Source organism: Serratia sp. CY33802, from assembly GCF_052169095.1.
Taxonomy (GTDB): domain Bacteria; phylum Pseudomonadota; class Gammaproteobacteria; order Enterobacterales; family Enterobacteriaceae; genus Serratia; species Serratia bockelmannii.
This window is the reverse complement of the sequence record NZ_JBJNLL010000001.1, coordinates 671,899-695,018: the sequence shown is the minus strand read 5'-3', so window position 1 is coordinate 695,018 and position 23,120 is coordinate 671,899. Positions and strand designations below refer to the sequence as shown.

Below are 23,120 nucleotides of genomic sequence, written 5' to 3'. Positions count from 1 at the left end.
TATCCTTACAGGGTGGGGCGTCGCTCTTGGACGATAACAACATAGACGGATTATTCTGTTTGAAAGCCGCGTCAGAGCGCTACGAGACGCATTGACTCTCGGGTTCGGCAATATCCGGGATACGGCAGCCGCAGCGGGTTTCTCGCCGCCGCCGCGCGAAACGAATGGTTGAAAGCGGAGTGAATGCGGTCGGGGGAAACGCCCCCGACGCCTTATTGATTCCGGAACTTGTCGAGGAATTGCTGGGTGCGCTGATGCTGCGGATTGGCGAACAGCGCTTTGGCCGGGCCCTGTTCGACGATGCGGCCGTGATCCATAAAGATAACCCGGTCGGCCACGTCGCGGGCGAAGCTCATCTCATGCGTGACGATCACCATAGTGCGTTTCTCTTCCGCCAGTGAGCGCATGGTATTGAGCACTTCCCCCACCAGCTCGGGATCGAGCGCCGACGTCGGCTCATCGAACAAAATCACCTCCGGCTGCATCGCCAGCGCGCGCGCGATAGCCACCCGCTGCTGCTGCCCGCCGGACAGTCGACGTGGATAAGCCTGCTCTTTGCCGCTCAGGCCCACCTTGGCCAGCAACGCGCGGGCGCGCTGTTCCGCGCTGGCTTTCGCCTCGCCTTTAACGATAACCGGCCCTTCGATGATGTTTTCCAACACCGAACGGTGCGGGAACAGGTTGAAGTTCTGGAACACGAAACCGACCTGCTGACGCAGCGCCCGCACCTGATTTTTCTGTTTGCTCAGCGGCTTGCTGCCGTCAATCAGGATATCGCCGACGCGAATGGTGCCGGAATCCGGCTCCTCCAGCAGGTTGATGCAGCGCAACAAGGTGGTTTTCCCCGAACCGCTCGGCCCGATGATCGCCACCACTTCGCCGGCGTCCACCGCCAGATCGATCCCATGCAGCACCGTCTGACCCTTGAACTGCTTGGTCAATTGCTTAACTTCAATGGCACTCATGCGCTACTCCTGATCCTGGCGATTAACGTGGGCTTCCAGACGGTTTTGCAGCGCGGAAAGCAGGGTTGCCATCACCCAATAAATCAGCGATGCCGCCAGGTACATGGTGAACACTTCCAGCGTGCGCGAGGTGATCAGCTGCGCCTGGCGGAACAGTTCCGGCACCTGAATGGTGGCGGCTAGCGAGGTGTCCTTCACCAGGCCGATAAAGCTGTTGCCCAGCGGCGGCAAGGCGGTGCGCGCCGCCTGCGGCAGGATCACCCGGCGCAGGGTTTGCCAACGGGTCATGCCGATGCTGGCGGCGGCTTCCCACTGCCCTTTATCGATCGACGAAATCGCCGCGCGCAGCGTTTCCGAGGTGTAGGCGGCGGTATTGAGCGACAGGCCAATCAGCGCCGCCGGGAAAGGGTCGAATTCGATGCCGAACTGCGGCAGACCGTAATAGATCATAAACAGCTGGGCAATCAACGGCGTACCGCGGAACAGCGACACGTAGATACGCGACAGCCACGACAGCGGCCAAAGCGGTGAAAGACGCATCAGCGCCAGCAGAAAACCGAGCAGCAACCCCAACGCCATACCGCTCAGGCTGAGCTGAAGCGTCAGTATTGCGCCCTTCAATAAAAATGGCGCTGAATCCAGCGCCAGTTGAATACTTTCGTGCATTATTTAGTTACGTCCGCGCCAAACCATTTCTCGGAGATCTTCGCCAGCGTGCCGTCTTTTTGCATCTCGGCGATCGCCTGGTCAATCGCGGCCAGCAGCTCTGGGTTGTTCTTGCGCAGCGCCACGCCGGATTCCTGGCGAGAGAACGCCGGGCCGGCTACCGCCAGCGTATCGCCGGTTTTCTTCACCAGATCCAGCGCCGCCAGGCGATCCACCAGAATGGCGTTGATGCGGCCAACGCGCAGATCCTGATACTTGGTCGGATCGTCGTCGTAGGTGCGCACGTCTACGCCCTGCACGTTCTCGCGCAGCCATTGCTCATAGTTGGTGCCCAGGCCAACGCCGACCTTCTTGCCCTTCAGGTCCTCCGGCTTGGTGATGGTGCCTTCGTTGCCCTTTTTCACCAGCGCCTGAATACCGGAAACGGTATACGGAGTGGAGAAGTCATATTTCTTCTTGCGCTCATCGGAGAGCGTCACCTGGTTGATAACCACGTCGATACGTTTCGAGTCCAACGACGCCAGCATGCCGTCCCACTTGGTCGGGTTCAGCTTGGCTTTCACGCCCAGATGTTCCGCCAGCGCGTTGGCGAAATCCACTTCAAAACCGGTCAACTTGCCGTCTTCACCCTGGAAGCTGAACGGCGGATAGGTGCCTTCCAGCCCGACGATCAGCGTGCCGCGCTGTTTCACCTGCTGCAGCAGGTTATCAGCGGCGTAGGTTTGAGTCGTCACACCGGCGGCCAACGCAATACCCACCACGCCCAACAACCATTGACGACGAACTTTCGCAAACATCATAAACACCCCTGTGTGTTATTTATCTTTTTTGATATCAGCACTTTAACAGTGCGACCGCCCGCATAAAGGAATATAACTTTATAAATATAGTTCAAAATGGAATAACAAGCGGTTTTTACACCTGCGGATGGTAGGCGAACAGCGCCGGCGCACCACCGGTGTGAACGAACAGAATAGGGCCCTCATCGCGGAAGCGCCGCTGGGCGATGCCGTCGATCAAACCGGCCATCGCTTTGCCGGTGTATACCGGATCCAGCAACACGCCCTCTTGCTGCGCCAGCAGCTGCACGGCCGCCATGCCCTCTTCGTTCGGCATGCCGTACTGCGGCGCGAAATAATCGTCCCACAGCGCGATCGGCGCCAGCTCGTCGATATTCAGCGAACAAGCCAGGGCTTTCTGGATCTGCTCCACCTTAGGCAGTTGATCGATCACGGTGCGCGAGACCGTCACGCCGATCAACTCGGTTTCCGGCAGCAGCTGTTGCAACCCCACCGCCAGCCCGGCGTGAGTGCCGGCGCTGCCGGACGCCACCACCACAGAACTGAACGCCACGTTGCTGCGTTGGCTCTGTTCGGCAATTTCCAATGCGCACTGCACATATCCCAGCGCGCCCAGGGCATTGGAACCGCCCACCGGCACCACGTAAGGCCGGAACCCCTGCGCCTCAAGGCGCGTCGCCAGTTCTGCCAGCTGTTGCTGCGGATCGTGCAGCGCTTCGCACATCACCACCTCGGCGTTGAACAGGCCGAGCAACAGGCGGTTGCCGTTGGTCAGGTAGTTTTCCGCGCGGGTGTCGATAGGGTTTTCCAGCAGCGCGACGCAGTGCAGGCCCAGCTTCGCCGCCACCGCCGCCGTCTGGCGCACGTGGTTGGATTGAATGGCGCCGGCGGTGACCAGCGTATCGGCGCCTTGCCTCAGCGCATCGGCGGCCAGAAACTCGAGCTTTCTCAGCTTGTTGCCGCCCATGGCCATTGGAGTGACATCGTCACGTTTAAGGTAGATTTCGCGGCCGAGGTAATCGGAGAGACGGGACAGCTTTTCGAGCGGTGTGGCGGTGCCAACCAGATCCAGACGCGGAAATTGCGCCAGTCGTTGTTGCAGGTTCACTACTTCCCCCCAGGGAATCGAATATCAACATCTGATAACCGATAGATTTAGCAGATGTGAACTGAATAATCATCCTTTATCACGGGGGGATCCGCAGACCCCGGCCCAGCGGCCGGGGAAAATCTCAGTAGCTGCGCTGCCAGGCGAGATACTGATCGTATTTGCGCAGCGCAATGCGGTAGTTGTTGTGCGCCGCGGTAGGCAGATCGTCGATAATGCGCTGATGGCTGGCGCTGCTGGCGAATTTATCCGCCGGATAGTTACGCGCCACCAGCATTTCGTCCAGCCGACGCAGCCGCACCACATACTCGCGGATGGTGCTGTGGCTCATCTCGGTCTGTTCGAACAGATACTGCTTGAACGCCATGATGTCGAAATAGCTCGGGTGGCTGTTACAGGAGATCTCGCTGCAAAAGCGGCACAGCGCGGTCAGCTCGTGCTGCACGTTTTGCCAGACCGCATCGTCGATCGGCTGATCCATGCGCGCGATGGCTTCTTTATTGATAATCTTGCCGCGAAACACCAGCGCCATGCGGTCCAACAGTTTGCCGCACTGGGAGCAATGGGTCTGGCTGTGCTTGTAGTCTTTCAGGTAACGGCTAAGCGGCCGTTTCTTTAACAGTATTCCTGGCATAAGGGGCAGTCCGGTTGTCGCATGGGTCATCAAGTTGAGGGGCGGCGGGCCGCCGTCAGGTATCGTTCGCCAGCCGCGCACGCAGCCGTTTGATCGCCTGACTGTGCAGTTGGCTGACGCGGGATTCCCCGACGTCCAGCACGGCGCCGATCTCTTTGAGATTCAACTCTTCCTGGTAATACAGCGTCAGCACCATTTTTTCGCGCTCCGGCAACGCCTCGATGGCGTCGATCACCCGCTGGCGCAGGCTGCCTTCCAACAGGTGATGCAGCGGGTTGGCCTCTTCATGCCCTTCCAGCATCGGTTCCGCGTTTTCGCCATGCTCCTCGCGCCATTCGTCGTAGGAGAAAAGCTGGCTGTTATTGGTGTCCAACAGAATTTGACGGTACTCATCCAGCGAGATATTCAGCGTCTGCGCCACTTCCGTCTCGCTCGCCGGGCGGCCGTAACGCTGTTCCAGTTGCCGCATCACCTGCGCGACCTCACGCGCATGGCGTCGCACGCTGCGCGGCACCCAGTCGCGGCTGCGCAGCTCGTCGAGCATCGCGCCGCGAATGCGCTGCACCGCATAGGTGGTAAAGGCGGTTCCCTGTAGGGCGTCATAACGCTCAACGGCGTTCAATAGCCCGATTCCCCCGGCCTGCAGCAGGTCGTCAAGCTCCACGCTGGCGGGCAGCCTGACCTGCAGGCGCAACGCCTCGTGGCGCACTAACGGCACGTAGCGCAGCCAGAGAGAATTTTTGTCCATCACGCCTTCGGCGGTATACAGATCGCTCACTATGTCTTAAACCTGCGGATAAGAGAGTCAGCGCTATTATGCGTAGGGGGCGAAATGCCAATCGGCTGAACAGTCGCACAAAACAGGCTTTATTTGCGCCATGTAATAACCGCGCGGTGCGCGAGCATAAAAAAACCCCGCCGAAGCGGGGTTTCTTTGCGACAGTTAATCGGGAGAGACGATTAACGCAGCAGGGACAGAACGTTCTGAGTAGACTGGTTAGCCTGTGCCAGAACAGAGGTGCCAGCCTGTTGCAGGATGTTGGCACGGCTCATGTTGGACACTTCGGTCGCGTAGTCAGCATCCTGGATACGGGACTGAGAAGCGGACAGGTTGTTCACGGTGCTGTTCAGGTTGTTGATAACAGAATCGAAACGGTTCTGTACCGCACCCAGGGAAGAACGCAGGTTGTCGACTTGAGACAGCGCTTTGTCCAAAGTATCCAGTGGGTTCGCAGTCGGGGTCGACATGTCTACAGCGTCAGTACCCTTAGTAAAGACTACTTTTGCAGGAGCGGCAACGACAGGAGGAGTCGCGGTTGGATCGGCAGCTACTGCCGCAGTAAACGCGGCTTCCGCTTTGGCGTAAGTCTTTTTGCCATCAGCATCAGTAGACTCAACCATATACATGGTCTTACCATTTTTATCCGTGCCAGATACTAATTTATCACCTGTAGCCAAGCCTGATGCATCAACAGTGGTATTGTCAGTAACGGTAGTACCATTGTCGTACTTAATGCTAGCTTTGTCGGCGATCGCAGCGCCCACTTTGTTGCCTGCATTCGCAACGCTGAAGTCTTTCAGACCCAGTTCTTCGGCATTGATCTTTTTCAGATCGATATCGATGGTTTCACCGTCGTTAGCGCCAACCTGGATGGTCAGTTTCTGCTCGCTGCTCAGCACTTTCACGCCGTTGAAGTCAGTTTGTTCGGAGATACGGTTGATCTCTTTCAGGCGCTGAGTGATTTCGTCCTGGATAGAGTTCAGGTCGCTGGTGGAGTTAGAACCGTTCTGCGCCTGTACGGTCAGACGACGGATGTTCTGCAGGTTGTCGTTAACTTCGTTCAGTGCGCCTTCAGTGGTCTGCGCCAGAGAGATACCGTCGTTGGCGTTGCGAGAAGCCTGAGTCAGGCCTTTGATGTTCGCGGTGAAACGGTTGGAGATCGCCTGACCCGCAGCATCGTCTTTCGCGCTGTTGATACGCAGACCGGAAGACAGACGCTCAATCGCAGTGCCCAGAGAAGACTGAGATTTGTTCAGGTTGTTCTGCGCCATCAGCGACAGGCTGTTAGTGTTGATTACTTGTGCCATTGTTTGCTTTCCTTACGAGTCAGTTGCGTTCTTCGCAACACGGTTAAAAGGTTCGGGCTTGTTTGCCCACGGCGTCAACCACCGTCCCCTCAGGTATCGGCCCTCCCCTAACAACCTTTAGAATTTTTTTAATTTTTTTTGCATCGCCGGCAATGGCGGAAATAACGCGGTTTTTCCCTCCTCTATTGCGCCATCGATTTTTTGTTTTTTTCGGTAAACTTTTTCATCACTGAGCCGATAACGCGTAAAGCGAATAAAGTCATTACCAAGGAGAAGCACGAATGGCATCGATCAGTTCATTAGGCATCGGCTCAGGACTCGACCTTAACGGTTTGCTCGACAAACTGACCAAAGCGGAACAGCAGCGCCTTACGCCTTACACCACCCAGCAGACTAGCTATAACGCCCAGTTGACCGGTTACGGCACGTTGAAGGGCGCGCTGGAGAAGTTTGACAATCTGAGCAAAGATCTGGCCAAGCCAGAGTTCTTCAACAGTACCACCGCCACCAAGCACGATCAGTTTACCGTGACCACCACCGACAAGTCGGTTCCGGGCAACTACTCCATCGAGGTGCTGAAACTGGCGCAGCCGCAAACGTTGACCACTAAAGCGACGATTACCGATCAACAGGCCAAGCTGGGCACGCCGGGCAGCAGCGATCGTTCCATCAGCATCACCGCCGGCAACCCGCCGAAAGAAACCAAGATCCCGCTCGGCGACGATCAGACCTCGCTGGTCGAAATGCGCGACGCCATCAACAAATCGAAATCCGGCGTTACCGCCAGCATCATGCGCGTCGGCGACAATGACTATCAACTGGCATTGAGCTCCACCACGCCAGGCGAAAAAAGCACCATTGCAGTGCAGGTCAATAACGACGACAAGCTCGGCGCTATCCTCAACTACGATCCTAAAAACCCGCCGAAAGATGGCAGCACCGCGATGAAGCAAACGGTGCCCGGCCAGGATGCGGAAATCGTCGTTAACGGCACCACCATCAAGCGCAGCACCAACTCGATCGCCGATGCCCTGCAGGGTGTCACGCTCGACCTGAAAACCACCACCAAGGCCGGTGAACCGCAAAACCTGGTGATCGGTATCGACAAGAGCGGCAGCGCCAACAAGATTAAAGAGTGGGTCGACAGCTATAACTCGCTGCTGGACACCTTTAATTCGTTAACCAAATACACTCCGGTCAAACCCGGTGAAGCACAGAATGCCAAGAACGGCGCGCTGCTGGGCGACAACACCCTGCGCGGTATTCAGTCCTCGATCAAAAGCGCTCTCAGCTCGGCTCAAGACAACCCGGAGTTGAAAGGCCTGGGCAACCTCGGCATTTCCACCAACACCAAAACCGGCAAGCTGGAAATCGACAGCACCAAGCTGAACAAAGCCATCGACGAAAAACCGGAACAAATCGCCAACTTCTTCGCCGGTAACGGCAAAGACACCGGTATGGCCACCGAGATCCACAACGAGATCCAAAATTACATCAAGGCCGGCGGCATCATCGAGAACTCGACCAAGAGCATCAATACCAATCTCGATCGCCTGAACATCCAGATAACCACGGTCACGGCCAGCATTCAGAACACCATCGACCGCTATAAGCAGCAGTTCGTTCAGTTGGATACCATGATGTCCAAATTGAGCAGCACAGGTAACTATTTACAACAGCAGTTCTCGGCAAAGTGATCCCTTAACCAGGTAACAGGTAAAGAAACAACATGTATAACAGAAGCGGCACTCAGGCCTATGCGCAGGTCAGTCTGGAAAGCGGCGCCATGAGCGCCAGCCCGCACCAGTTAATCGTGATGTTGTTCGACGGGGCGCTCAGCGCCCTGCTTCGCGCACGCATCCTGATGAACCAGGGCGATATCGCCGGCAAAGGTATGGCGCTGTCCAAAGCCATCAATATCATCGACAACGGCCTGAAAAGCGGCCTCGATCCTCAGCAGGGTGGCGAGATCGCCGAAAACCTGGCGGCGTTGTACGACTATATGAAGCGTCGGCTGATGCAGGCCAACCTGCACAACGACGAAGCGGCGATCGCCGAAGTGGTCAAACTGCTGGAGAACATCGCCGACGCCTGGCGCCAGATTGGCCCTAACTACCAACCTTCGCAGGACGCCATGTAATGGAACGTCAACAGCAGCTGTTAGCCGCTTATCAACAAATTTATAGCCTGAGCAGCCAGATGATCGCGCTGGCGCAAACCGGGCGCTGGGAGGAGCTCGTCGAGCTCGAATTCGCTTACGTGACGGCGGTGGAAAAAACCGCCGCCTTCACCGGGCAAGCCGGCCCGTCAATGGCGCTGCAGGAAATGCTGCGCAATAAGCTGCAACAGATCCTCGACAACGAAACCGAGCTCAAACGTCTGTTACAGCAGCGGATGGATGAGCTGAAGATGCTGATCGAACAGTCCACGCGCCAGAACGTGGTCAACAATACCTACGGCCAGTTTCATGATCGTGCGCTGTTGCTGGGGGAACCACAGGTCCGATAAGATCGACAATACTGACGAAAATGGATTAAATAGCACTATGCGCTATTACTCTCGGGTTACGTTAGGATATTAATCTATGGCATTTGAATTATTCAGTTTATGGGTAATTGGTAAAATGCACGCTTCGAGCCTGGCTCTCACTTTAATGGATAAACATTATCCCGACACGGACGTTTTCTGTTCAGCAGGAAATTGATTTTTGATAGATAAAACACGCCGCTGTGTTTCACGGCCCATGGAAAAATGTTGCTCCAACGCGGATCAAAGCGTAAAGATATTCTCAGATAATGGCTGCGAAATGAATATCGATGGAACGTACAATTAATCTCTGTCCAGGAATTGGCGCCTCAGCGCACATCATTCAGCATACTGAATTATTATTCCCTTCAGTCTATTTTGAGCAACCACATCTGTATCTGATACAACAAGGCCATAAGCGCGTACGCTGGCAACAACACGAGGTGGTGGCTCATGCCGGCGAGCTGTTGATTATCGACGGGGGGCAAACGGTGGATATTATTAATGGCCCATCCGCAGAAGGTGTTTTCAGCTGCCAGTTGCTGACCTGCGATCCACGGCTGCTCACGATTCAGCCTCCGGCTGAGGAAGCGCCGACGCCAATGCCGTTCGATGCCGTCCTGGCGCTGCGCAACCTGCCCTGCGCCCTGAAGCACAGTTTTGAGACGACCAGCCTGGCGCTGGCGCTCCGGCAGCGGTTTCCCACCATCATCGTGCGGCACAAAATGCTGGAAATTCTGCTGTGGCTGGCCCAGTTCGGCATTCGCTTCATCCACAACGAAGCCAAGGACCTCACCCAACGCGTGCGTCGCTGCCTGGCAACCGATCCGCACAGCATTTGGACGGCGGCCAAAGTGGCGGAAAGCCTGTCGATGAGTGAAGTGATGCTGCGCCGCAAACTGTCGATGGAAAATACCGCATTGCGTAATCTGATGATCGACGTGCGCATGAGTAGCGCGCTGGCCCTGCTGCAGTCGACCGACTGGCCGATCTCCGCCATTGCGCAACATGTCGGCTATGAAAGCGCATCACGTTTCGCCGAACGTTTTCGCAAACGTTTCGGTTTCGCCCCTACCGCTATTCGCGGTCATCAAAGGATTATGGAACCCGGCTCTCAAGGCATTGAGTCGCTGGTCGCCGGAGAAACCTAAATAGACGCGTAACAAAATGGCTTTATTTGACACAGATCCCTAACGATTGTCACACCGCCGAGATACGCTACGCAACGTTCATCCGCCGAAGAGCGAAATAAATGATGCGTAATGAAAAGCGATTATTTTCTCTAGCAATCACGTTGTTGGGGCTGTGGCTGTTGGTATTGTTGTATGAAGAAGACATGATGCGTTTACTTGCCGCACAATAAAACGGCCAGGCTTTTTATCGCCTGGTCAGACTTCAGTCCAGTTTAACCAGAACGCCAATTAATACGGCAAGTACCGTCAGCATTAAAATACTGATCAGACGCCATCTGGATTCGCTTTTCGTGCTCATTGACCTGCCTCGAATAATAACCCTACTAATCAGGCTATAATAAACGGTCACCTGCGTATTCAATAAGCCTGACAGCACCGTTTTCGCCCCTCTATTCGGTAGATTAGCGCCCATTCCTTGTCGGTTGCGACACCGGCCATTAGCACGGCAATACCGGTGGTGCCACAAGCGCCAATTTCCCCGGTAGCTCCGCCACCAGTTTTTCCACCGCCAGCCGCACCTTGAGCGGCTGGTAAGGCATATAGGGCCACACGGCATTCACCGGAAAACTGAGGCTGGATCCACCGCGCATGATTTCCACCAGCGTCCCTGCCATCAGCCGCTCGCGTACCAGCCACTCCGGCAGCCAGGCAATACCGGCTCCGGCGGAAACGGCATCGACGATCCCCTGCATGTCATCCATCATCATCTTGGCCGGTGGCCTGAACGACTGCAGCTCACCGTTTTCGCCGCGAAGTTGCCAGGGCAACACGGCGCCGGCGTGCAGATACCCCACCGCCTGGTGTTGGCTTAACGCGTCCAGCGTGCTCGGTTCACCACTGCGCCGCAGGTAGTCGGGCGAGGCGCACAGCAGCATGCCGTGTTCGCCCAAGCGCCGGGCAACCAAACTGCCGCTGTCCGCCAGTTCGCCGATGCGAACCGCCAGATCGAACCCCTCATCGATCAGATCGATCCTGCGGTCGTTGAACGAAATTTCCAGCGTCAGTAAGGGATGCTCATTCGCCAGTGCCGTCATCAAGGGTGCAATGCACAGATGGCCGAACAACACCGGCATCGAGATCCTGAGCCGGCCTCGGACCTGCATCTTGCCACTGTCCAACTGGTTTTCCGCCGCCTGAACGTTCGCCAACGCCTGCCGGCAGTGCTCGTAGTACAACGCCCCTTCATCCGTCAGGCTCAGGCTGCGCGTCGTGCGCATAAACAACATCACGCCCAGCCGCGCCTCCAGACGCGACACGATTTTGCTGACCGCAGAACGTGTCAGATGCAATTTTTCTGCGGCGGCGGCAAAACTGCCGCCTTCCGCTACGGCAACAAACGCCGGCAGTGCGCTGAGATCGCTTTTCATCTTAATGCTTCCAAATTGGAATCAATTAAGTGAAAACCTATCACCACTGGTGAGCATCAGGCAATGGTAACCTGCAGTCATTCCGGAGTCCCGGTGAAAACCACAGATTACCGTCAGAGGACAACAGCATGAAAAAAATACTGGTACTCAAATCCAGCATTATGGGAAACGACTCGCAGACCAATAACCTGATTGACCACTATCTGGCGGCGCGTCGGGCCAAAGGATATGAAGATCAGATCGTCGAACACGATTTGGCGGCCTTGGATCTGCCGGTATTGGACGGCGAGCTGTTCGATGCGCTGCGAGGCGCAGAAAACATCAGCCCACGCGCCAAAGCGACGGTAGCGCTCTCCGACCGGCTGATTGCCGAACTGAAAGGGAGCGATCTGCTGCTGATCGGCGCGCCGATGTATAACCTCAACGTTCCAACCCAGCTGAAAAACTGGTTCGATCTGGTGGCCCGCGCCCGGGTGACGTTCAACTATACCGCCACTTACCCAGTGGGGCTGGTAGAAGGCGTCAATGCGCTGGTATTCAGTTCACGCGGCGGCATACACGCCGGCCAGCCGACTGACGCCGTGACGCCGTACCTGCGCTCGGTGATGGGGCTGATGGGGATCGGCGACGTGCAGTTTATCTATGCCGAAGGGCTGGATATGAAACCGCACGGCCTCGCTCAGGGGTTGGCGAACGCCCGCGAGCGGATCGCAGAATTGGCAGGCTGAAGCAAACGCACAGCAGCATTGATTTGTTATAACATAACAAATATGATAACCACGTCGGCACCATTTCGAGCGGGCGTCGACGCTCCTACATCACATACATAAATGTTTTATCGCACCTTCAGCCAGCTATTTCGATAGCTGGTTTTTTTTGCCTATTGGCTGAAGTCGTGACTTCAGTATTGCCGGGCAGCGCGTTTCATTTCTCGCTCGCCGGGCGACTGCGTTTTCACCGACAGTGGCGCGACAAACGCTTTCCATTCTTTGCCGGCGTCCTGATGAGCCGCATTTTTTTGTGCCGATGAATAGTCATCGTTTTGCCCGGCGCATCCAGACAACGCCATGATACCCAGAGCAAGATACAGCGATTTGTACATCATCCTATCCCGATAAATGACCGTCGCTATAGGGTAACAGCGCCGACCCAAATTTCACTGAAAAATGATCGGCACGTTCATCACACCGGCATATTCATAATATCCTGGTAGGCCGCCACCAGCTTGTTGCGCACCTGTACGCCCAGCTGTAAAGACACCGACGATTTCTGCAGATCGACCATCACATCGTTCAGGCTGATGCCCGGCACGCCCAGTTCGAAATCCTGCGCCTGTTTGCGCGCCGTTTGCTGGGTCTCGCTGATCTTGCCGAGCGCCGCGGTCAGTTCGCTGGCGAAGCTGACGCCCTGCGGCGCCGCATTCTGCCCCATCTTGCCGGCCTGAACCGCCATGGTCTGCATCTGCTGCAGTACCCCTTCAATGCCCTGAATCGCCATCTGATCCTCAATCATCTCGTCTCGCCGGGTGACGTTTTCACCCTGCACTTCTCCAATGATGCACACCCTAGCACAGCGTTTTCAGACCTAAAGCGGTTAATTAACTGCAAAAAACCCGGCTTATCGGGCAATCGGAATCGTCTGATAAGGCGAATAATGGCCTGCCCAGAAATGGGAGCGCCGCTATTTAGAAGATATGTGTATCAGGGAGTCTGTTTTGTCACACAACGCTAACCATACCGTTCATCAGCCTGGCAGGGAGCTGCTCAGCGGCCCATACGGGATCGTGAGCGCCATTGAAGGACGAGACCTAAAATGAGTGCTTCGATAACCGCCGGCGAAAGCCGCGACAACGGCCTGCAAGCCATCTGGAATCGTCTGCGCGCCAACCCGAAAATTCCGTTGCTGGTCGCCGCTTCCGCCGCGATCGCGATCGTCGTCGCGCTGCTGTTGTGGGTGAAAAGCCCCGACTACCGCGTGCTGTACAGCAATCTGAACGACCGCGACGGCGGCGCCATCGTCACCCAGCTGACGCAGATGAATATCCCTTATCGCTTTGCCGAAAATGGCGCAGCGCTGCTGATCCCGGCGGAAAAAGTGCATGAAACCCGTCTGCGCCTCGCGCAGCAAGGGCTGCCGAAAGGCGGCGCCGTCGGTTTCGAACTGCTGGATCAGGAAAAATTCGGCATCAGCCAGTTCAGCGAGCAGATCAACTATCAGCGCGCCCTTGAAGGCGAGCTGTCGCGCACCATCGAGTCGCTGGGGCCGGTGCAAAACGCCCGCGTTCACCTGGCGTTGCCGAAACCTTCGCTGTTCGTACGCGAACAGAAATCCCCTTCCGCGTCGGTGACGCTGACCCTGCAACCCGGCCGTGCGCTGGACGACGGCCAGATCAACGCCATCGTTTATATGGTGTCGAGCAGCGTCGCCGGCCTGCCGCCGGGCAACGTGACCGTGGTCGACCAGGCTGGCCGCCTGCTGACGCAGTCCGACGGCACCGGGCGCGATCTCAACGCCTCGCAGCTGAAATACGCCAACGAAGTGGAAAATGGCTTCCAGCGCCGCATCGAGGCGATCCTCGCCCCGGTGGTCGGCAGCGCCAACGTGCGCGCGCAGGTCACGGCGCAGATCGACTTCGCCACGCGCGAACAAACCGATGAACAGTACCAACCTAACCAACAGCCTGACAAAGCCGCTATTCGCTCTCAGCAAACCAGCCTGAGCGAGCAGATCGGCGGGCCACAGGTGGGCGGCGTGCCAGGCGCGCTGTCCAATCAGCCAAGCGCACCGGCCACCGCGCCGATTGAGACCGCCAAGCCGGCCAACGCCGCAGGCAACAATGCCACCGCGCAAAACGCCGCAACCACCCGCAGCGCGGCGGCCAACGGCGTACCGCAAAATACCCGTCGCGACGCGACCACCAACTACGAACTCGACCGCACCATTCGCCACACCCAGCAAAAAGCCGGCACCGTGCAGCGTCTGTCGGTCGCCGTGGTAGTCAACTACCTCGGCGTAGATAAAGACGGCAAACCGCAGCCGATGAGCAAAGAGCAGTTGGCGCAGATCGAAGCGCTGGTGCGTGAAGCGATGGGCTACTCCAGCAGCCGTGGCGATACCCTGAACGTGGTCAACACGCCGTTTACCGACAGTCAGGTGACCGGTGGCGAACTGCCGTTCTGGCAAAGCCAGTCGTTTATCGATCGCCTGATCGACGCGGGCCGCTATCTGCTGGTGCTGCTGGTGGCCTGGCTGCTGTGGCGCAAACTGGTGCGGCCACAGCTGCAACAGCGCCAGGCGGCGCAACAGGCCGCCATCGCCGCCGCCAATGCCCCTGCCGCCAAACCGGCCGACAGCGGCAAACCGAGCAACGAGGAGCTGGCGCAGCGTCGTAAATCGCAGCAGCGCGTCAGCGCAGAAGTCCAGAGCCAGCGGATCCGCGATCTGGCTGATAAAGACCCACGCGTGGTCGCTCTGGTAATCCGCCAATGGATGAGTAACGAGATATGAGCCTGACCGGAACCGACAAAAGCGCCATCTTGCTGATGACGCTGGGTGAAGATCGCGCGGCGGAGGTGTTCAAGCACCTCTCCTCGCGCGAAGTACAGCTGCTGAGCGGCACCATGGCCGGCATGAGCCAGGTTTCGCACAAACAGCTCGGCGAAGTACTGACCGAGTTTGAAGACGACGCCGAGCAATACGCGGCGCTGAGCGTCAACGCCAGCGACTATCTGCGCTCGGTGCTGGTCAAGGCCCTGGGCGAAGAGCGCGCGGCCAGCCTGCTGGAAGACATTCTCGAATCGCGCGAGACCACCACCGGCATGGAAACGCTCAACTTTATGGAGCCGCAGAGCGCTGCCGATCTGATCCGCGACGAACACCCGCAGATCATCGCCACTATTCTGGTGCACCTCAAACGCGGCCAGGCGGCGGATATCCTGGCCCTGTTCGACGAACGTCTGCGCAACGACGTGATGCTGCGTATCGCCACCTTCGGCGGCGTGCAGCCGGCGGCGTTGGCGGAGCTGACCGAAGTGCTGAACAACCTGCTCGACGGCCAGAACCTCAAGCGCAGCAAAATGGGCGGGGTGCGCACCGCCGCCGAGATCATCAACCTGATGAAAACCCAGCAAGAAGAAGCGGTCATCGACGCGATGCGCGAATACGACGGCGAGCTGGCGCAGAAGATCATCGACGAGATGTTCCTGTTCGAAAACCTGGTGGAAGTCGACGATCGCAGCATCCAGCGTCTGCTGCAGGAAGTGGAAGGCGAGTCGCTGCTGATCGCATTGAAAGGCGCCGAACAGCCGCTGCGCGAGAAGTTCCTCAAGAACATGTCGCAACGCGCCGCCGACATCCTGCGCGACGATCTGGCCAACCGTGGGCCGGTGCGCATGTCGCAGGTGGAGAACGAGCAGAAAGCCATCCTGTTGGTAGTAAGACGCCTGGCGGAAACCGGCGAAATGATCATTGGCGGCGGCGAGGACACCTATGTCTGATCGCATTAACACCCTGCCCTGGCAGCCCTGGTCGCTCAACGATTTGGGTGAACAGAAACCGGCGTTCGACCTGCCGCCGCTGCCGGATCTCGAACAAAGCGATCCGTCGCCGGACGCGCAGGCCGAATTGCAACAGCAGCTGGCGACGCTGCGGCTGCAGGCTGAGCAACAGGGCCAGCAGTTGGGCTATGCCGACGGCCAGCAAAAAGGCTATGAAGCCGGTTTTCAGTCCGGTCTGGAAGAAGGCCGTCAGCAAGGGCTGCTGGAAGCGCAGCAGCAGCAACAGCCGCTGACCGCCCACTGGCAGCAGTTGGTTACCGAATTCCAGCACACGCTGGACGCGCTCGACAGCGTGATCGCTTCACGGTTGATGCAGCTGGCGTTGACCGCCGCCAAACAGGTGCTGGGCCAGCCGCCGGTGTGCGACGGCACCGCCCTGCTCGCGCAGATCCAACAGCTGATCCAGCAGGAGCCGATGTTCAACGGCAAGCCGCAGCTGCGGGTCCACCCGGACGACTACCCTCGCGTCGAGCAACAGTTGGGGGTTACCCTCAGCCTGCACGGCTGGCGCCTGTTGGCGGACGGCGAACTGCATCCGGGCGGCTGCAAGGTCAGCGCCGAGGAAGGCGATCTCGACGCCAGCCTGGCGACGCGCTGGCATGAACTGTGCCGCCTGGCGGCACCGGGAGAAGTCTGATGACCGCGCGTCTCGGCCGCTGGCTGAGTTCTCTGGATACGCTGGAAAAACGCATCGCCCGCGCGCCGACGGTGCGCCGCTACGGCCGCCTGACCCGCGCGACCGGGCTGGTGCTGGAGGCTACCGGCCTGCAGCTGCCGCTCGGCGCGACCTGCCTCATCGAACGGCACGACGCCGGTGAAGTGCAGGAAGTGGAAAGCGAAGTGGTCGGCTTCAACGGCCAGCGGCTGTTCCTGATGCCGCTGGAAGAAGTGGAAGGTATCGTGCCGGGCGCGCGGGTTTACGCCCGCATCGCGCCGGAAGGCCAAAGCGCCGGCAAACAGCTGCCGCTCGGCCCGGCCCTGTTGGGACGGGTGCTGGACGGCAGCGCCAAACCGCTCGACGGCCTGCCTTCACCGGAAACCGGTTACCGCGCGCCACTGATCACCGCGCCGTTCAACCCCTTGCAGCGCACGCCGATCGAGCAGGTGCTGGACGTGGGGGTGCGCACCATCAACGGTCTGCTGACCGTCGGTCGCGGCCAGCGCATGGGCCTGTTCGCCGGCTCCGGCGTCGGCAAGAGCGTGTTGCTCGGCATGATGGCCCGTTATACCCAGGCAGATGTGATCGTCGTTGGCCTGATCGGCGAGCGCGGCCGCGAGGTCAAAGACTTTATCGAGAACATTCTCGGTGCCGAAGGCCGGGCGCGCTCGGTGGTGATCGCTGCGCCGGCGGACGTATCGCCGTTGCTGCGCATGCAGGGGGCGGCCTACGCCACCCGCATCGCCGAAGATTTCCGCGATCGCGGGCAGCACGTGTTGCTGATCATGGACTCCCTTACCCGCTACGCCATGGCGCAGCGTGAGATCGCCCTGGCCATCGGCGAACCGCCGGCGACCAAAGGCTATCCGCCTTCGGTCTTCGCCAAACTGCCTGCGCTGGTGGAACGCGCGGGTAACGGCATCAGCGGCGGCGGTTCCATTACCGCCTTCTACACCGTATTGACCGAAGGGGACGATCAGCAAGACCCGATCGCCGACTCGGCGCGCGCCATCCTCGACGGCCACGTGGTGCTGTCCCGGCGCCTGGCGGAAGCCGGCCATTACCCGGCTATCGACATCGAAGCGTCAATCAGCCGCGCCATGACGTCGCTGATCGACGAAGAGCATTATCGCCGGGTACGCACCTTCAAACAGATGCTGGCCAGCTATCAGCGCAACCGCGATCTGATCAGCGTCGGCGCCTACGCGGCCGGCAGCGATCCGTTGCTGGACAAAGCGATGACGCTGTACCCGCAGATGGAAGCGTACCTGCAACAGGGCATCTTTGAACGCAGCGGCTACGATGAAGCCTGTCAACAGCTGCAGCAGTTGATTGTTTAACGTCACCAGAGGCGCACAGCGATGAAATCACAATCTCCCCTGATTACCCTGCGAGATCTGGCGCAGGATGCGGTGGAACAGGCCGCGCAACAGCTGGGCCAGGTACGGCAGGCGCAGCAGGCGGCAGAGCAACAGCTGTCGATGCTGCTCAACTATCAGGACGAATACCGCCAGAAGCTGAATCATACGCTTTGCGACGGCATGGACAGCTCTAGCTGGCAAAACTACCAGCAGTTTATCGGCACGCTGGAACAGGCCATCGACCAGCACCGCCAGCAGCTGCTGCAGTGGGGGCAGAAAGTGGATCATGCGGTGAAGCAATGGCAAGACAAACAACAGCGGCTGAACGCTTTCGAGACCCTGCATACCCGCGCCTTAAATGCGGAGCAGCAGCAGGAGAACAAACGGGATCAAAAACTGATGGATGAGTTCGCTCAACGCAGTGCACAAAGGAATATCAACCCATGAATCTGAACGCCCTGCCCGGCCTGGCCTTACCCGGCGACGCCGGCGGCCTGGCCGAACTGACGTCGGCGCTGGATGAGAGCCAGTTGTCATCGGCCTTCGCCCAGCTGCTCGGCGCACGTTTCGCGCCCGCCGCCGATGGCAAACAGCCGCCGGTCGCGCTGAGCGCGGACGAGGAACGCGCCCCGGCCCTGAGCCGCAACCAGCTCAATCAACTGCTAGCCACCTTCGGCGAGCGCGGCGGCCTGCTGCAGAACCCGGCCACCCCAGCCGATGCGCTTTCACCTGAAGGCGCCGAAGCCGAGGCACCCACCGCCGGCGACAAACCGGCGCAACCACCGATCGCCGCCGCCAAAGAGCTGGATGCCGCAACGCTGCAGGCGCTGTACGCCATGCTGCCGGCCGCGCTCGTCGCCCAGGCGCAACCGACCGAAGGCCAACGTTCGCTGCCGGTGGAAAGCGCTGACGAGGCGACTGCACTGCAGCCCGGCAATGGCCTGCTGAACATTGCGGCGGCCGGTGATAAAACCGCCGCGCGTTCATCGGCATCCCCTGCTCCGTCGCTGACAGGGGCGAAAACGCCGGCCACCGGCGACGATAATGCCAAGGCGGCGCTCCCGCAACCGACCAGCGGTGAGCGCGCAAGTGCCGCACAGCCGCTGCCGGCGAGCGATGCACAGCAGCAACCGACGCTCAACCATGCCGTCGCCCTGGCCGCCGCCAGCCCAACGCAAACGGCCGCACCGGCCAGCGCACTGGTGACCGCACCGCCTACGCCGCAGCTCAACGCGCAGCTGGGCAGCCCGGAATGGCAGCAGGCGTTGAACCAACAGGTGCTGATGTTCCACCGCAACGGCCAGCAAAGTGCCGAGCTGCGCCTGCACCCGCAGGAGCTGGGCGCCTTGCAGATCACGCTGAAACTGGACGATCAGCAGGCGCAATTGCACATTGCCTCCGCCCACGGTCAGGTGCGCGCGGCGGTGGAAGCAGCGATGCCGCAGCTGCGTCACGCGCTGGCGGAGAGCGGCATCAACCTGGGGCAAAGCAGCGTGGGCGGCGAGTCCACCCCGCAATGGCAACAGGGGCAGCAGCAGGCGTCCAACGGCCAGGGGCGTTCCAGCTATGCTGAACATGCTGGCGGTGAGGCTGCGGCCGCCGACGGCGTCAGCGCGCCGGTGGCGCTGCAGCGCATGGCCAGTGCGGTCAACGGCGTCGATATTTTCGCCTGAGCCGCCGCAAACGCCCAAGCTGGCACCCATTTGCGCGTCTATTCAGGCTATTGCACGCCGTGATAGACGCGATAATACCTTTACATGTCATGCGTGCGGCTTTGCCGCGCGCCATGCCCGCCGCCTAGCAGGCTGCGGGTGGAACAACAGGAATTAGATTTGGCTATGTCTCAGAACACCCTTCCGGCAGCACCGAAACGCTCCCTTCTGGTCATCCTGCTGGTATTGATCAGCGTCGTCGCCTGTGGCGCCGCGGGCTACAGCTGGTGGCTGCTGCAACAGCATAAAAACGGCGCCGAACCGGCCGCCGTCAAACAGCAACCGCCGGCCGCGCCGGTGTTCATGCCGCTCGACACCTTTACCGTCAACCTGGTGACGCCGGACAACAACCCGGATCGCGTGCTGTATATCGGACTCACGCTGCGTCTGCCGGACGAAAGTACCCGCCGTCAGCTGAACGATTTTCTGCCGGAAGTGCGCAGCCGCTTGCTGATGCTGCTCTCCCGTCAGGAAGCGGGCCAGCTGGCCAATGAACAAGGGAAGCAACAGCTGGTGGCGCAGATTAAGGACGTGCTCAGCCCGCCGCTGGTTAAGGGACAACCGAAGCAGGTGGTCAGCGACGTGCTGTTCACCGCCTTCATACTGCGGTAATCACTATGGGCGATAGCATTCTTTCACAGGCAGAGATCGACGCCTTGCTCAACGGCGACAGCGCGGGTGATGAACCCGAAGCGATAGTCGGCAAAGAGAGCGAGGTCAAGCCTTACGATCCGAACACCCAGCGCCGCGTGGTGCGCGAGCGTCTGCACGCGCTGGAAATCATCAACGAACGTTTTGCCCGGCAGTTCCGCATGGGGTTGTTCAACCTGCTGCGCCGCAGCCCGGACATTACCGTCGGCCCGATCAAAATCCAGCCGTATCACGAGTTCGCCCGCAACCTGCCGGTGCCGACCAACCTGAACCTGGTGCATCTGAATCCGCTGCGCGGCACTGCCCTGTTCGTGTTCGCGCCGAGTCTGGTGTTCATCGCCGTCGACAACCTGTTCGGCGGCGACGGCCGCTTCCCGACCAAAGTCGAAGGCCGCGAATTCACCCCGACCGAACAGCGGGTGATCAAACGCATGCTGCGCCTGGCGCTGGACGCCTATGGCGACGCCTGGAGCGCCATTTACAAGATCGACGTGGAATACGTGCGCGCCGAAATGCAGGTGAAGTTCACCAACATCACCACCTCGCCGAACGACATCGTGGTCACCACGCCGTTCCAGGTGGAGATCGGCGCGCTGACCGGCGAGTTCAACATCTGCATTCCGTTCGCGATGATCGAACCGCTGCGCGAGCTGTTGACCAACCCGCCGCTGGAAAATTCGCGGCAGGAAGACAGCCACTGGCGCGAAACGCTGGTGAAGCAGGTGCAGCACTCCGAACTGGAGCTGATCGCCAACTTCGTCGATATCCCGATGCGGCTGTCGAAAGTCCTGAAGCTGCAACCGGGCGATGTATTACCGATAGACAAGCCGGAACGCCTGATCGCCCATGTGGACGGCGTACCGGTTCTGACCAGCCAATACGGCACGTTAAACGGGCAATATGCCCTGCGTGTTGAACATTTGATTAACCCTATTTTGAATGCTCTGAGTGAGGAACAGCCCAATGAGTGATCCTAAGCAACCGTCTGGCGAAGGAAAGGAATCCGTAGACGATCTGTGGGCTGATGCGTTTAACGAGCAGCAGTCGACAGAGAAATCCGGCGCGAGCACCGAAGGGGTGTTCAAGTCGCTGGAAGCTCAGGATGCGCTCGGCAGCCTGCAGGATATCGACCTGATCCTGGATATTCCAGTCAAGCTGACCGTGGAACTGGGGCGCACCAAGATGACCATCAAAGAGCTGCTGCGCCTGTCGCAAGGCTCGGTGGTGGCGCTGGACGGCCTGGCCGGCGAGCCGCTGGACATCCTGATCAACGGTTACCTGATCGCACAAGGTGAAGTGGTGGTGGTGGCCGACAAGTTCGGCGTGCGCATCACCGACATTATCACCCCGTCCGAACGCATGCGTCGACTGAGCCGCTGATGACCGTTGCGGCGCCCGTAACCGTTCAAAGCAGCCAATCCCCCGCCGCGCCGGCCCTGCCGGCCGGTTCGGTGTTGATGCAGGTCAGCAGCGCGCTCGGCGGCATTCTGCTGCTGATCCTGCTGGCCGGTTGGCTGTTCCGTCGGCTGGGTTTCGCCCCGCAGGCGCGCAACAACAAACTGCTCAACCTGCGCGCCAGTTGCCAGGTCGGGCAGCGCGAGCGCGTGGTGGTGGTGGAAGTCGATGACACCTTGCTGGTACTGGGCGTCACCGCCCAGCAGATCACCCCGCTGCACACCCTGCCCGCCCCGCCGAAAGACGAGGGCGCGGCCGACGTGGCGACGCCGGCGGACTTCCGCCAACTGATGCAAAAAGTTCTGAAACGCCCGGAAAAATCGGCATGACCTCGACTCTTCATACCCTCGTCCGCCGTCCGGCGGTTTGGCTCCCTGCCGCCCTGCTGTTCATCAGCCCGGCGGCTTTGGCACAACTGCCGGGGCTGATCAGTCAGCCGCTGGCCAACGGCGGCCAAAGCTGGTCGCTGCCGGTGCAGACGCTGGTGCTGTTGACCTCGCTGACCTTCCTGCCGGCCATGCTGCTGATGATGACCAGCTTCACCCGCATCATCATCGTGCTCGGCCTGCTGCGCAATGCGCTGGGCACGCCTTCGGCGCCGCCGAACCAGGTGATGCTGGGGCTGGCGTTGTTCCTGACCTTCTTCATCATGTCGCCGGTGTTCGACAAGGTTTATCAGGACGCCTACCTGCCGTTCAGCCAGGACAAAATCGGGCTGGAAGTCGCGCTGGATAAAGGCGCGCAGCCGCTGCGCGAATTCATGCTGCGCCAAACGCGCGAAACCGATCTCGCGCTGTACGCCAGACTGGCCAATCAGCCGCCGCTGGCCGGCCCTGAGGCGGTGCCGATGCGCATCCTGCTGCCCGCCTACGTCACCAGCGAACTGAAAACCGCCTTCCAGATCGGCTTTACGGTGTTCATTCCGTTCCTGATTATCGACCTGGTGGTCGCCAGCGTGCTGATGGCGCTGGGGATGATGATGGTGCCGCCCGCCACCATCTCGCTGCCGTTCAAGCTGATGCTGTTCGTGCTGGTCGATGGCTGGCAGCTGCTGCTCGGCTCGCTGGCGCAGAGCTTCTATTCGTAACCCCTGACCGGAGAACGCGAGATGACACCTGAATCGGTTATGGCGCTCGGCACCGAAGCGATGAAAGTCGCGCTGGCGCTGGCCGCCCCGCTGCTGCTGGCGGCGCTGATCAGCGGCCTGGTCGTCAGCCTGCTGCAGGCCGCCACCCAGATCAACGAAATGACGCTGTCGTTCATCCCTAAAATTCTGGCGGTGGTGGCCACCATCATCATCGCCGGTCCCTGGATGTTGAATCTGTTGCTGGACTACATGCGCACTCTGTTCAGCAACCTGCCCACCCTGATCGGCTGACC

At 59.3% G+C, this 23,120-nt stretch carries 28 protein-coding genes and 1 pseudogene; 18 read left to right on the top strand and 11 right to left on the bottom strand.

Annotated elements, in window-relative coordinates:
* Positions 1-87: 87 nt before the first annotated feature.
* Positions 88-183 (top strand): annotated as a pseudogene (locus ACJ8HA_RS03290) (type II toxin-antitoxin system HicB family antitoxin); the annotation flags it as partial.
* Between the two features lie 29 nt (positions 184-212).
* Here the strand turns inward: ACJ8HA_RS03290 and tcyN are convergent.
* The 8 genes from tcyN to ACJ8HA_RS03250 form a co-directional block, all read right to left on the bottom strand.
* On the bottom strand, positions 213-965 hold the full coding sequence (gene tcyN / locus ACJ8HA_RS03285; RefSeq protein ID WP_089195983.1) for an L-cystine ABC transporter ATP-binding protein TcyN: 753 nt from the start codon (positions 963-965) through the stop codon (positions 213-215).
* 3 nt (positions 966-968) lie between these two features.
* Positions 969-1,631 (bottom strand): cystine ABC transporter permease, encoded by a 663-nt coding sequence (gene tcyL / locus ACJ8HA_RS03280; RefSeq protein ID WP_442515200.1) that lies wholly within the window; start codon positions 1,629-1,631, stop codon positions 969-971.
* Positions 1,631-2,431: a cystine ABC transporter substrate-binding protein gene (gene tcyJ, locus ACJ8HA_RS03275; protein ID WP_025303238.1), complete on the bottom strand. Its 801-nt coding sequence runs from the start codon at positions 2,429-2,431 to the stop codon at positions 1,631-1,633. Before tcyJ ends, tcyL begins: the two co-directional genes overlap by 1 nt.
* A 115-nt stretch (positions 2,432-2,546) precedes the next feature.
* Positions 2,547-3,539, bottom strand: a complete 993-nt coding sequence (locus ACJ8HA_RS03270; RefSeq protein WP_049295850.1) for a D-cysteine desulfhydrase — start codon at positions 3,537-3,539, stop codon at positions 2,547-2,549.
* A gap of 124 nt (positions 3,540-3,663) precedes the next feature.
* Positions 3,664-4,173, bottom strand: coding sequence for a flagella biosynthesis regulatory protein FliZ (fliZ, locus tag ACJ8HA_RS03265; RefSeq protein ID WP_025303240.1), 510 nt, complete (start codon positions 4,171-4,173; stop codon positions 3,664-3,666).
* A gap of 55 nt (positions 4,174-4,228) precedes the next feature.
* Positions 4,229-4,951: an RNA polymerase sigma factor FliA gene (locus ACJ8HA_RS03260; protein WP_004934752.1), complete on the bottom strand. Its 723-nt coding sequence runs from the start codon at positions 4,949-4,951 to the stop codon at positions 4,229-4,231.
* Between the two features lie 182 nt (positions 4,952-5,133).
* On the bottom strand, positions 5,134-6,261 hold the full coding sequence (locus ACJ8HA_RS03255; RefSeq protein WP_049209051.1) for a flagellin FliC: 1,128 nt from the start codon (positions 6,259-6,261) through the stop codon (positions 5,134-5,136).
* Positions 6,262-6,378: 117 nt separating this feature from the next.
* Positions 6,379-6,549 (bottom strand): hypothetical protein, encoded by a 171-nt coding sequence (locus ACJ8HA_RS03250; protein ID WP_233494396.1) that lies wholly within the window; start codon positions 6,547-6,549, stop codon positions 6,379-6,381.
* Here ACJ8HA_RS03250 and fliD point away from each other — a divergent pair.
* The 4 genes from fliD to ACJ8HA_RS03230 all read left to right on the top strand — a co-directional run bounded on the left by fliD (position 6,543) and on the right by ACJ8HA_RS03230 (position 9,938).
* Positions 6,543-7,958 (top strand): flagellar filament capping protein FliD, encoded by a 1,416-nt coding sequence (gene fliD, locus ACJ8HA_RS03245; protein ID WP_089181028.1) that lies wholly within the window; start codon positions 6,543-6,545, stop codon positions 7,956-7,958. The two genes, ACJ8HA_RS03250 and fliD, sit on opposite strands and share 7 nt — an antisense overlap.
* Positions 7,959-7,990: 32 nt before the next feature.
* On the top strand, positions 7,991-8,401 hold the full coding sequence (gene fliS / locus ACJ8HA_RS03240) for a flagellar export chaperone FliS (RefSeq protein WP_025303243.1): 411 nt from the start codon (positions 7,991-7,993) through the stop codon (positions 8,399-8,401).
* Entirely contained in the window at positions 8,401-8,769 is a 369-nt protein-coding gene (gene fliT, locus ACJ8HA_RS03235) for a flagella biosynthesis regulatory protein FliT (protein WP_004934765.1), read from the top strand. The genes fliS and fliT overlap by 1 nt, the downstream gene beginning before the upstream one ends.
* A 308-nt stretch (positions 8,770-9,077) precedes the next feature.
* Positions 9,078-9,938, top strand: coding sequence for a helix-turn-helix transcriptional regulator (locus ACJ8HA_RS03230; protein ID WP_025303244.1), 861 nt, complete (start codon positions 9,078-9,080; stop codon positions 9,936-9,938).
* Between the two features lie 479 nt (positions 9,939-10,417).
* Here the strand turns inward: ACJ8HA_RS03230 and ACJ8HA_RS03225 are convergent, their stop codons facing one another.
* Complete coding sequence (locus tag ACJ8HA_RS03225) at positions 10,418-11,347, bottom strand: LysR family transcriptional regulator (RefSeq protein ID WP_025303245.1); 930 nt, start codon at positions 11,345-11,347, stop codon at positions 10,418-10,420.
* Positions 11,348-11,475: 128 nt separating this feature from the next.
* On the opposite strand from ACJ8HA_RS03225, the gene ACJ8HA_RS03220 reads away from it, so the two are divergent.
* Positions 11,476-12,075, top strand: coding sequence for an FMN-dependent NADH-azoreductase (locus ACJ8HA_RS03220; protein ID WP_060433359.1), 600 nt, complete (start codon positions 11,476-11,478; stop codon positions 12,073-12,075).
* 173 nt (positions 12,076-12,248) lie between these two features.
* On the opposite strand, the gene ACJ8HA_RS03215 is transcribed toward ACJ8HA_RS03220, so the two are convergent.
* Both ACJ8HA_RS03215 and fliE read right to left on the bottom strand, forming a co-directional pair.
* On the bottom strand, positions 12,249-12,449 hold the full coding sequence (locus tag ACJ8HA_RS03215; protein ID WP_025303247.1) for a hypothetical protein: 201 nt from the start codon (positions 12,447-12,449) through the stop codon (positions 12,249-12,251).
* Between the two features lie 80 nt (positions 12,450-12,529).
* Positions 12,530-12,844, bottom strand: a complete 315-nt coding sequence (fliE, locus tag ACJ8HA_RS03210) for a flagellar hook-basal body complex protein FliE (protein ID WP_025159836.1) — start codon at positions 12,842-12,844, stop codon at positions 12,530-12,532.
* A gap of 315 nt (positions 12,845-13,159) precedes the next feature.
* Here fliE and fliF point away from each other — a divergent pair, with 315 nt between their 5' ends.
* From fliF to fliQ, 12 genes are all read left to right on the top strand, one after another.
* Complete coding sequence (gene fliF / locus ACJ8HA_RS03205) at positions 13,160-14,854, top strand: flagellar basal-body MS-ring/collar protein FliF (RefSeq protein WP_049204117.1); 1,695 nt, start codon at positions 13,160-13,162, stop codon at positions 14,852-14,854.
* Positions 14,851-15,843: a flagellar motor switch protein FliG gene (gene fliG, locus ACJ8HA_RS03200; protein WP_025303249.1), complete on the top strand. Its 993-nt coding sequence runs from the start codon at positions 14,851-14,853 to the stop codon at positions 15,841-15,843. Before fliF ends, fliG begins: the two co-directional genes overlap by 4 nt.
* Positions 15,836-16,540 (top strand): flagellar assembly protein FliH, encoded by a 705-nt coding sequence (gene fliH / locus ACJ8HA_RS03195; RefSeq protein WP_025303250.1) that lies wholly within the window; start codon positions 15,836-15,838, stop codon positions 16,538-16,540. Before fliG ends, fliH begins: the two co-directional genes overlap by 8 nt.
* A complete protein-coding gene (gene fliI, locus ACJ8HA_RS03190) occupies positions 16,540-17,901 on the top strand; it encodes a flagellar protein export ATPase FliI (RefSeq protein ID WP_004934781.1) in 1,362 nt (453 codons plus the stop codon). Before fliH ends, fliI begins: the two co-directional genes overlap by 1 nt.
* A gap of 21 nt (positions 17,902-17,922) precedes the next feature.
* The gene (gene fliJ, locus ACJ8HA_RS03185) at positions 17,923-18,369 is read left to right on the top strand and encodes a flagellar export protein FliJ (protein WP_043138615.1); all 447 of its coding nucleotides are present in this window, start codon (positions 17,923-17,925) and stop codon (positions 18,367-18,369) included.
* Positions 18,366-19,595: a flagellar hook-length control protein FliK gene (locus tag ACJ8HA_RS03180; RefSeq protein WP_197812479.1), complete on the top strand. Its 1,230-nt coding sequence runs from the start codon at positions 18,366-18,368 to the stop codon at positions 19,593-19,595. Before fliJ ends, ACJ8HA_RS03180 begins: the two co-directional genes overlap by 4 nt.
* A 165-nt stretch (positions 19,596-19,760) precedes the next feature.
* Positions 19,761-20,246 carry a flagellar basal body-associated protein FliL gene (fliL, locus tag ACJ8HA_RS03175; protein ID WP_025303253.1) on the top strand — a complete coding sequence of 162 codons (486 nt, stop codon included), beginning with the start codon at positions 19,761-19,763 and terminating at the stop codon, positions 20,244-20,246.
* Positions 20,247-20,251: 5 nt separating this feature from the next.
* Positions 20,252-21,256: a flagellar motor switch protein FliM gene (gene fliM, locus ACJ8HA_RS03170; protein WP_025303254.1), complete on the top strand. Its 1,005-nt coding sequence runs from the start codon at positions 20,252-20,254 to the stop codon at positions 21,254-21,256.
* Positions 21,249-21,665: a flagellar motor switch protein FliN gene (gene fliN, locus ACJ8HA_RS03165; RefSeq protein ID WP_038876868.1), complete on the top strand. Its 417-nt coding sequence runs from the start codon at positions 21,249-21,251 to the stop codon at positions 21,663-21,665. Before fliM ends, fliN begins: the two co-directional genes overlap by 8 nt.
* Entirely contained in the window at positions 21,665-22,069 is a 405-nt protein-coding gene (gene fliO / locus ACJ8HA_RS03160; RefSeq protein ID WP_025303256.1) for a flagellar biosynthetic protein FliO, read from the top strand. The genes fliN and fliO overlap by 1 nt, the downstream gene beginning before the upstream one ends.
* Positions 22,066-22,827 carry a flagellar type III secretion system pore protein FliP gene (gene fliP / locus ACJ8HA_RS03155; protein ID WP_025303257.1) on the top strand — a complete coding sequence of 254 codons (762 nt, stop codon included), beginning with the start codon at positions 22,066-22,068 and terminating at the stop codon, positions 22,825-22,827. Before fliO ends, fliP begins: the two co-directional genes overlap by 4 nt.
* Before the next feature lie 21 nt (positions 22,828-22,848).
* On the top strand, positions 22,849-23,118 hold the full coding sequence (gene fliQ, locus ACJ8HA_RS03150; protein ID WP_004934803.1) for a flagellar biosynthesis protein FliQ: 270 nt from the start codon (positions 22,849-22,851) through the stop codon (positions 23,116-23,118).
* Positions 23,119-23,120: the final 2 nt, after the last annotated feature.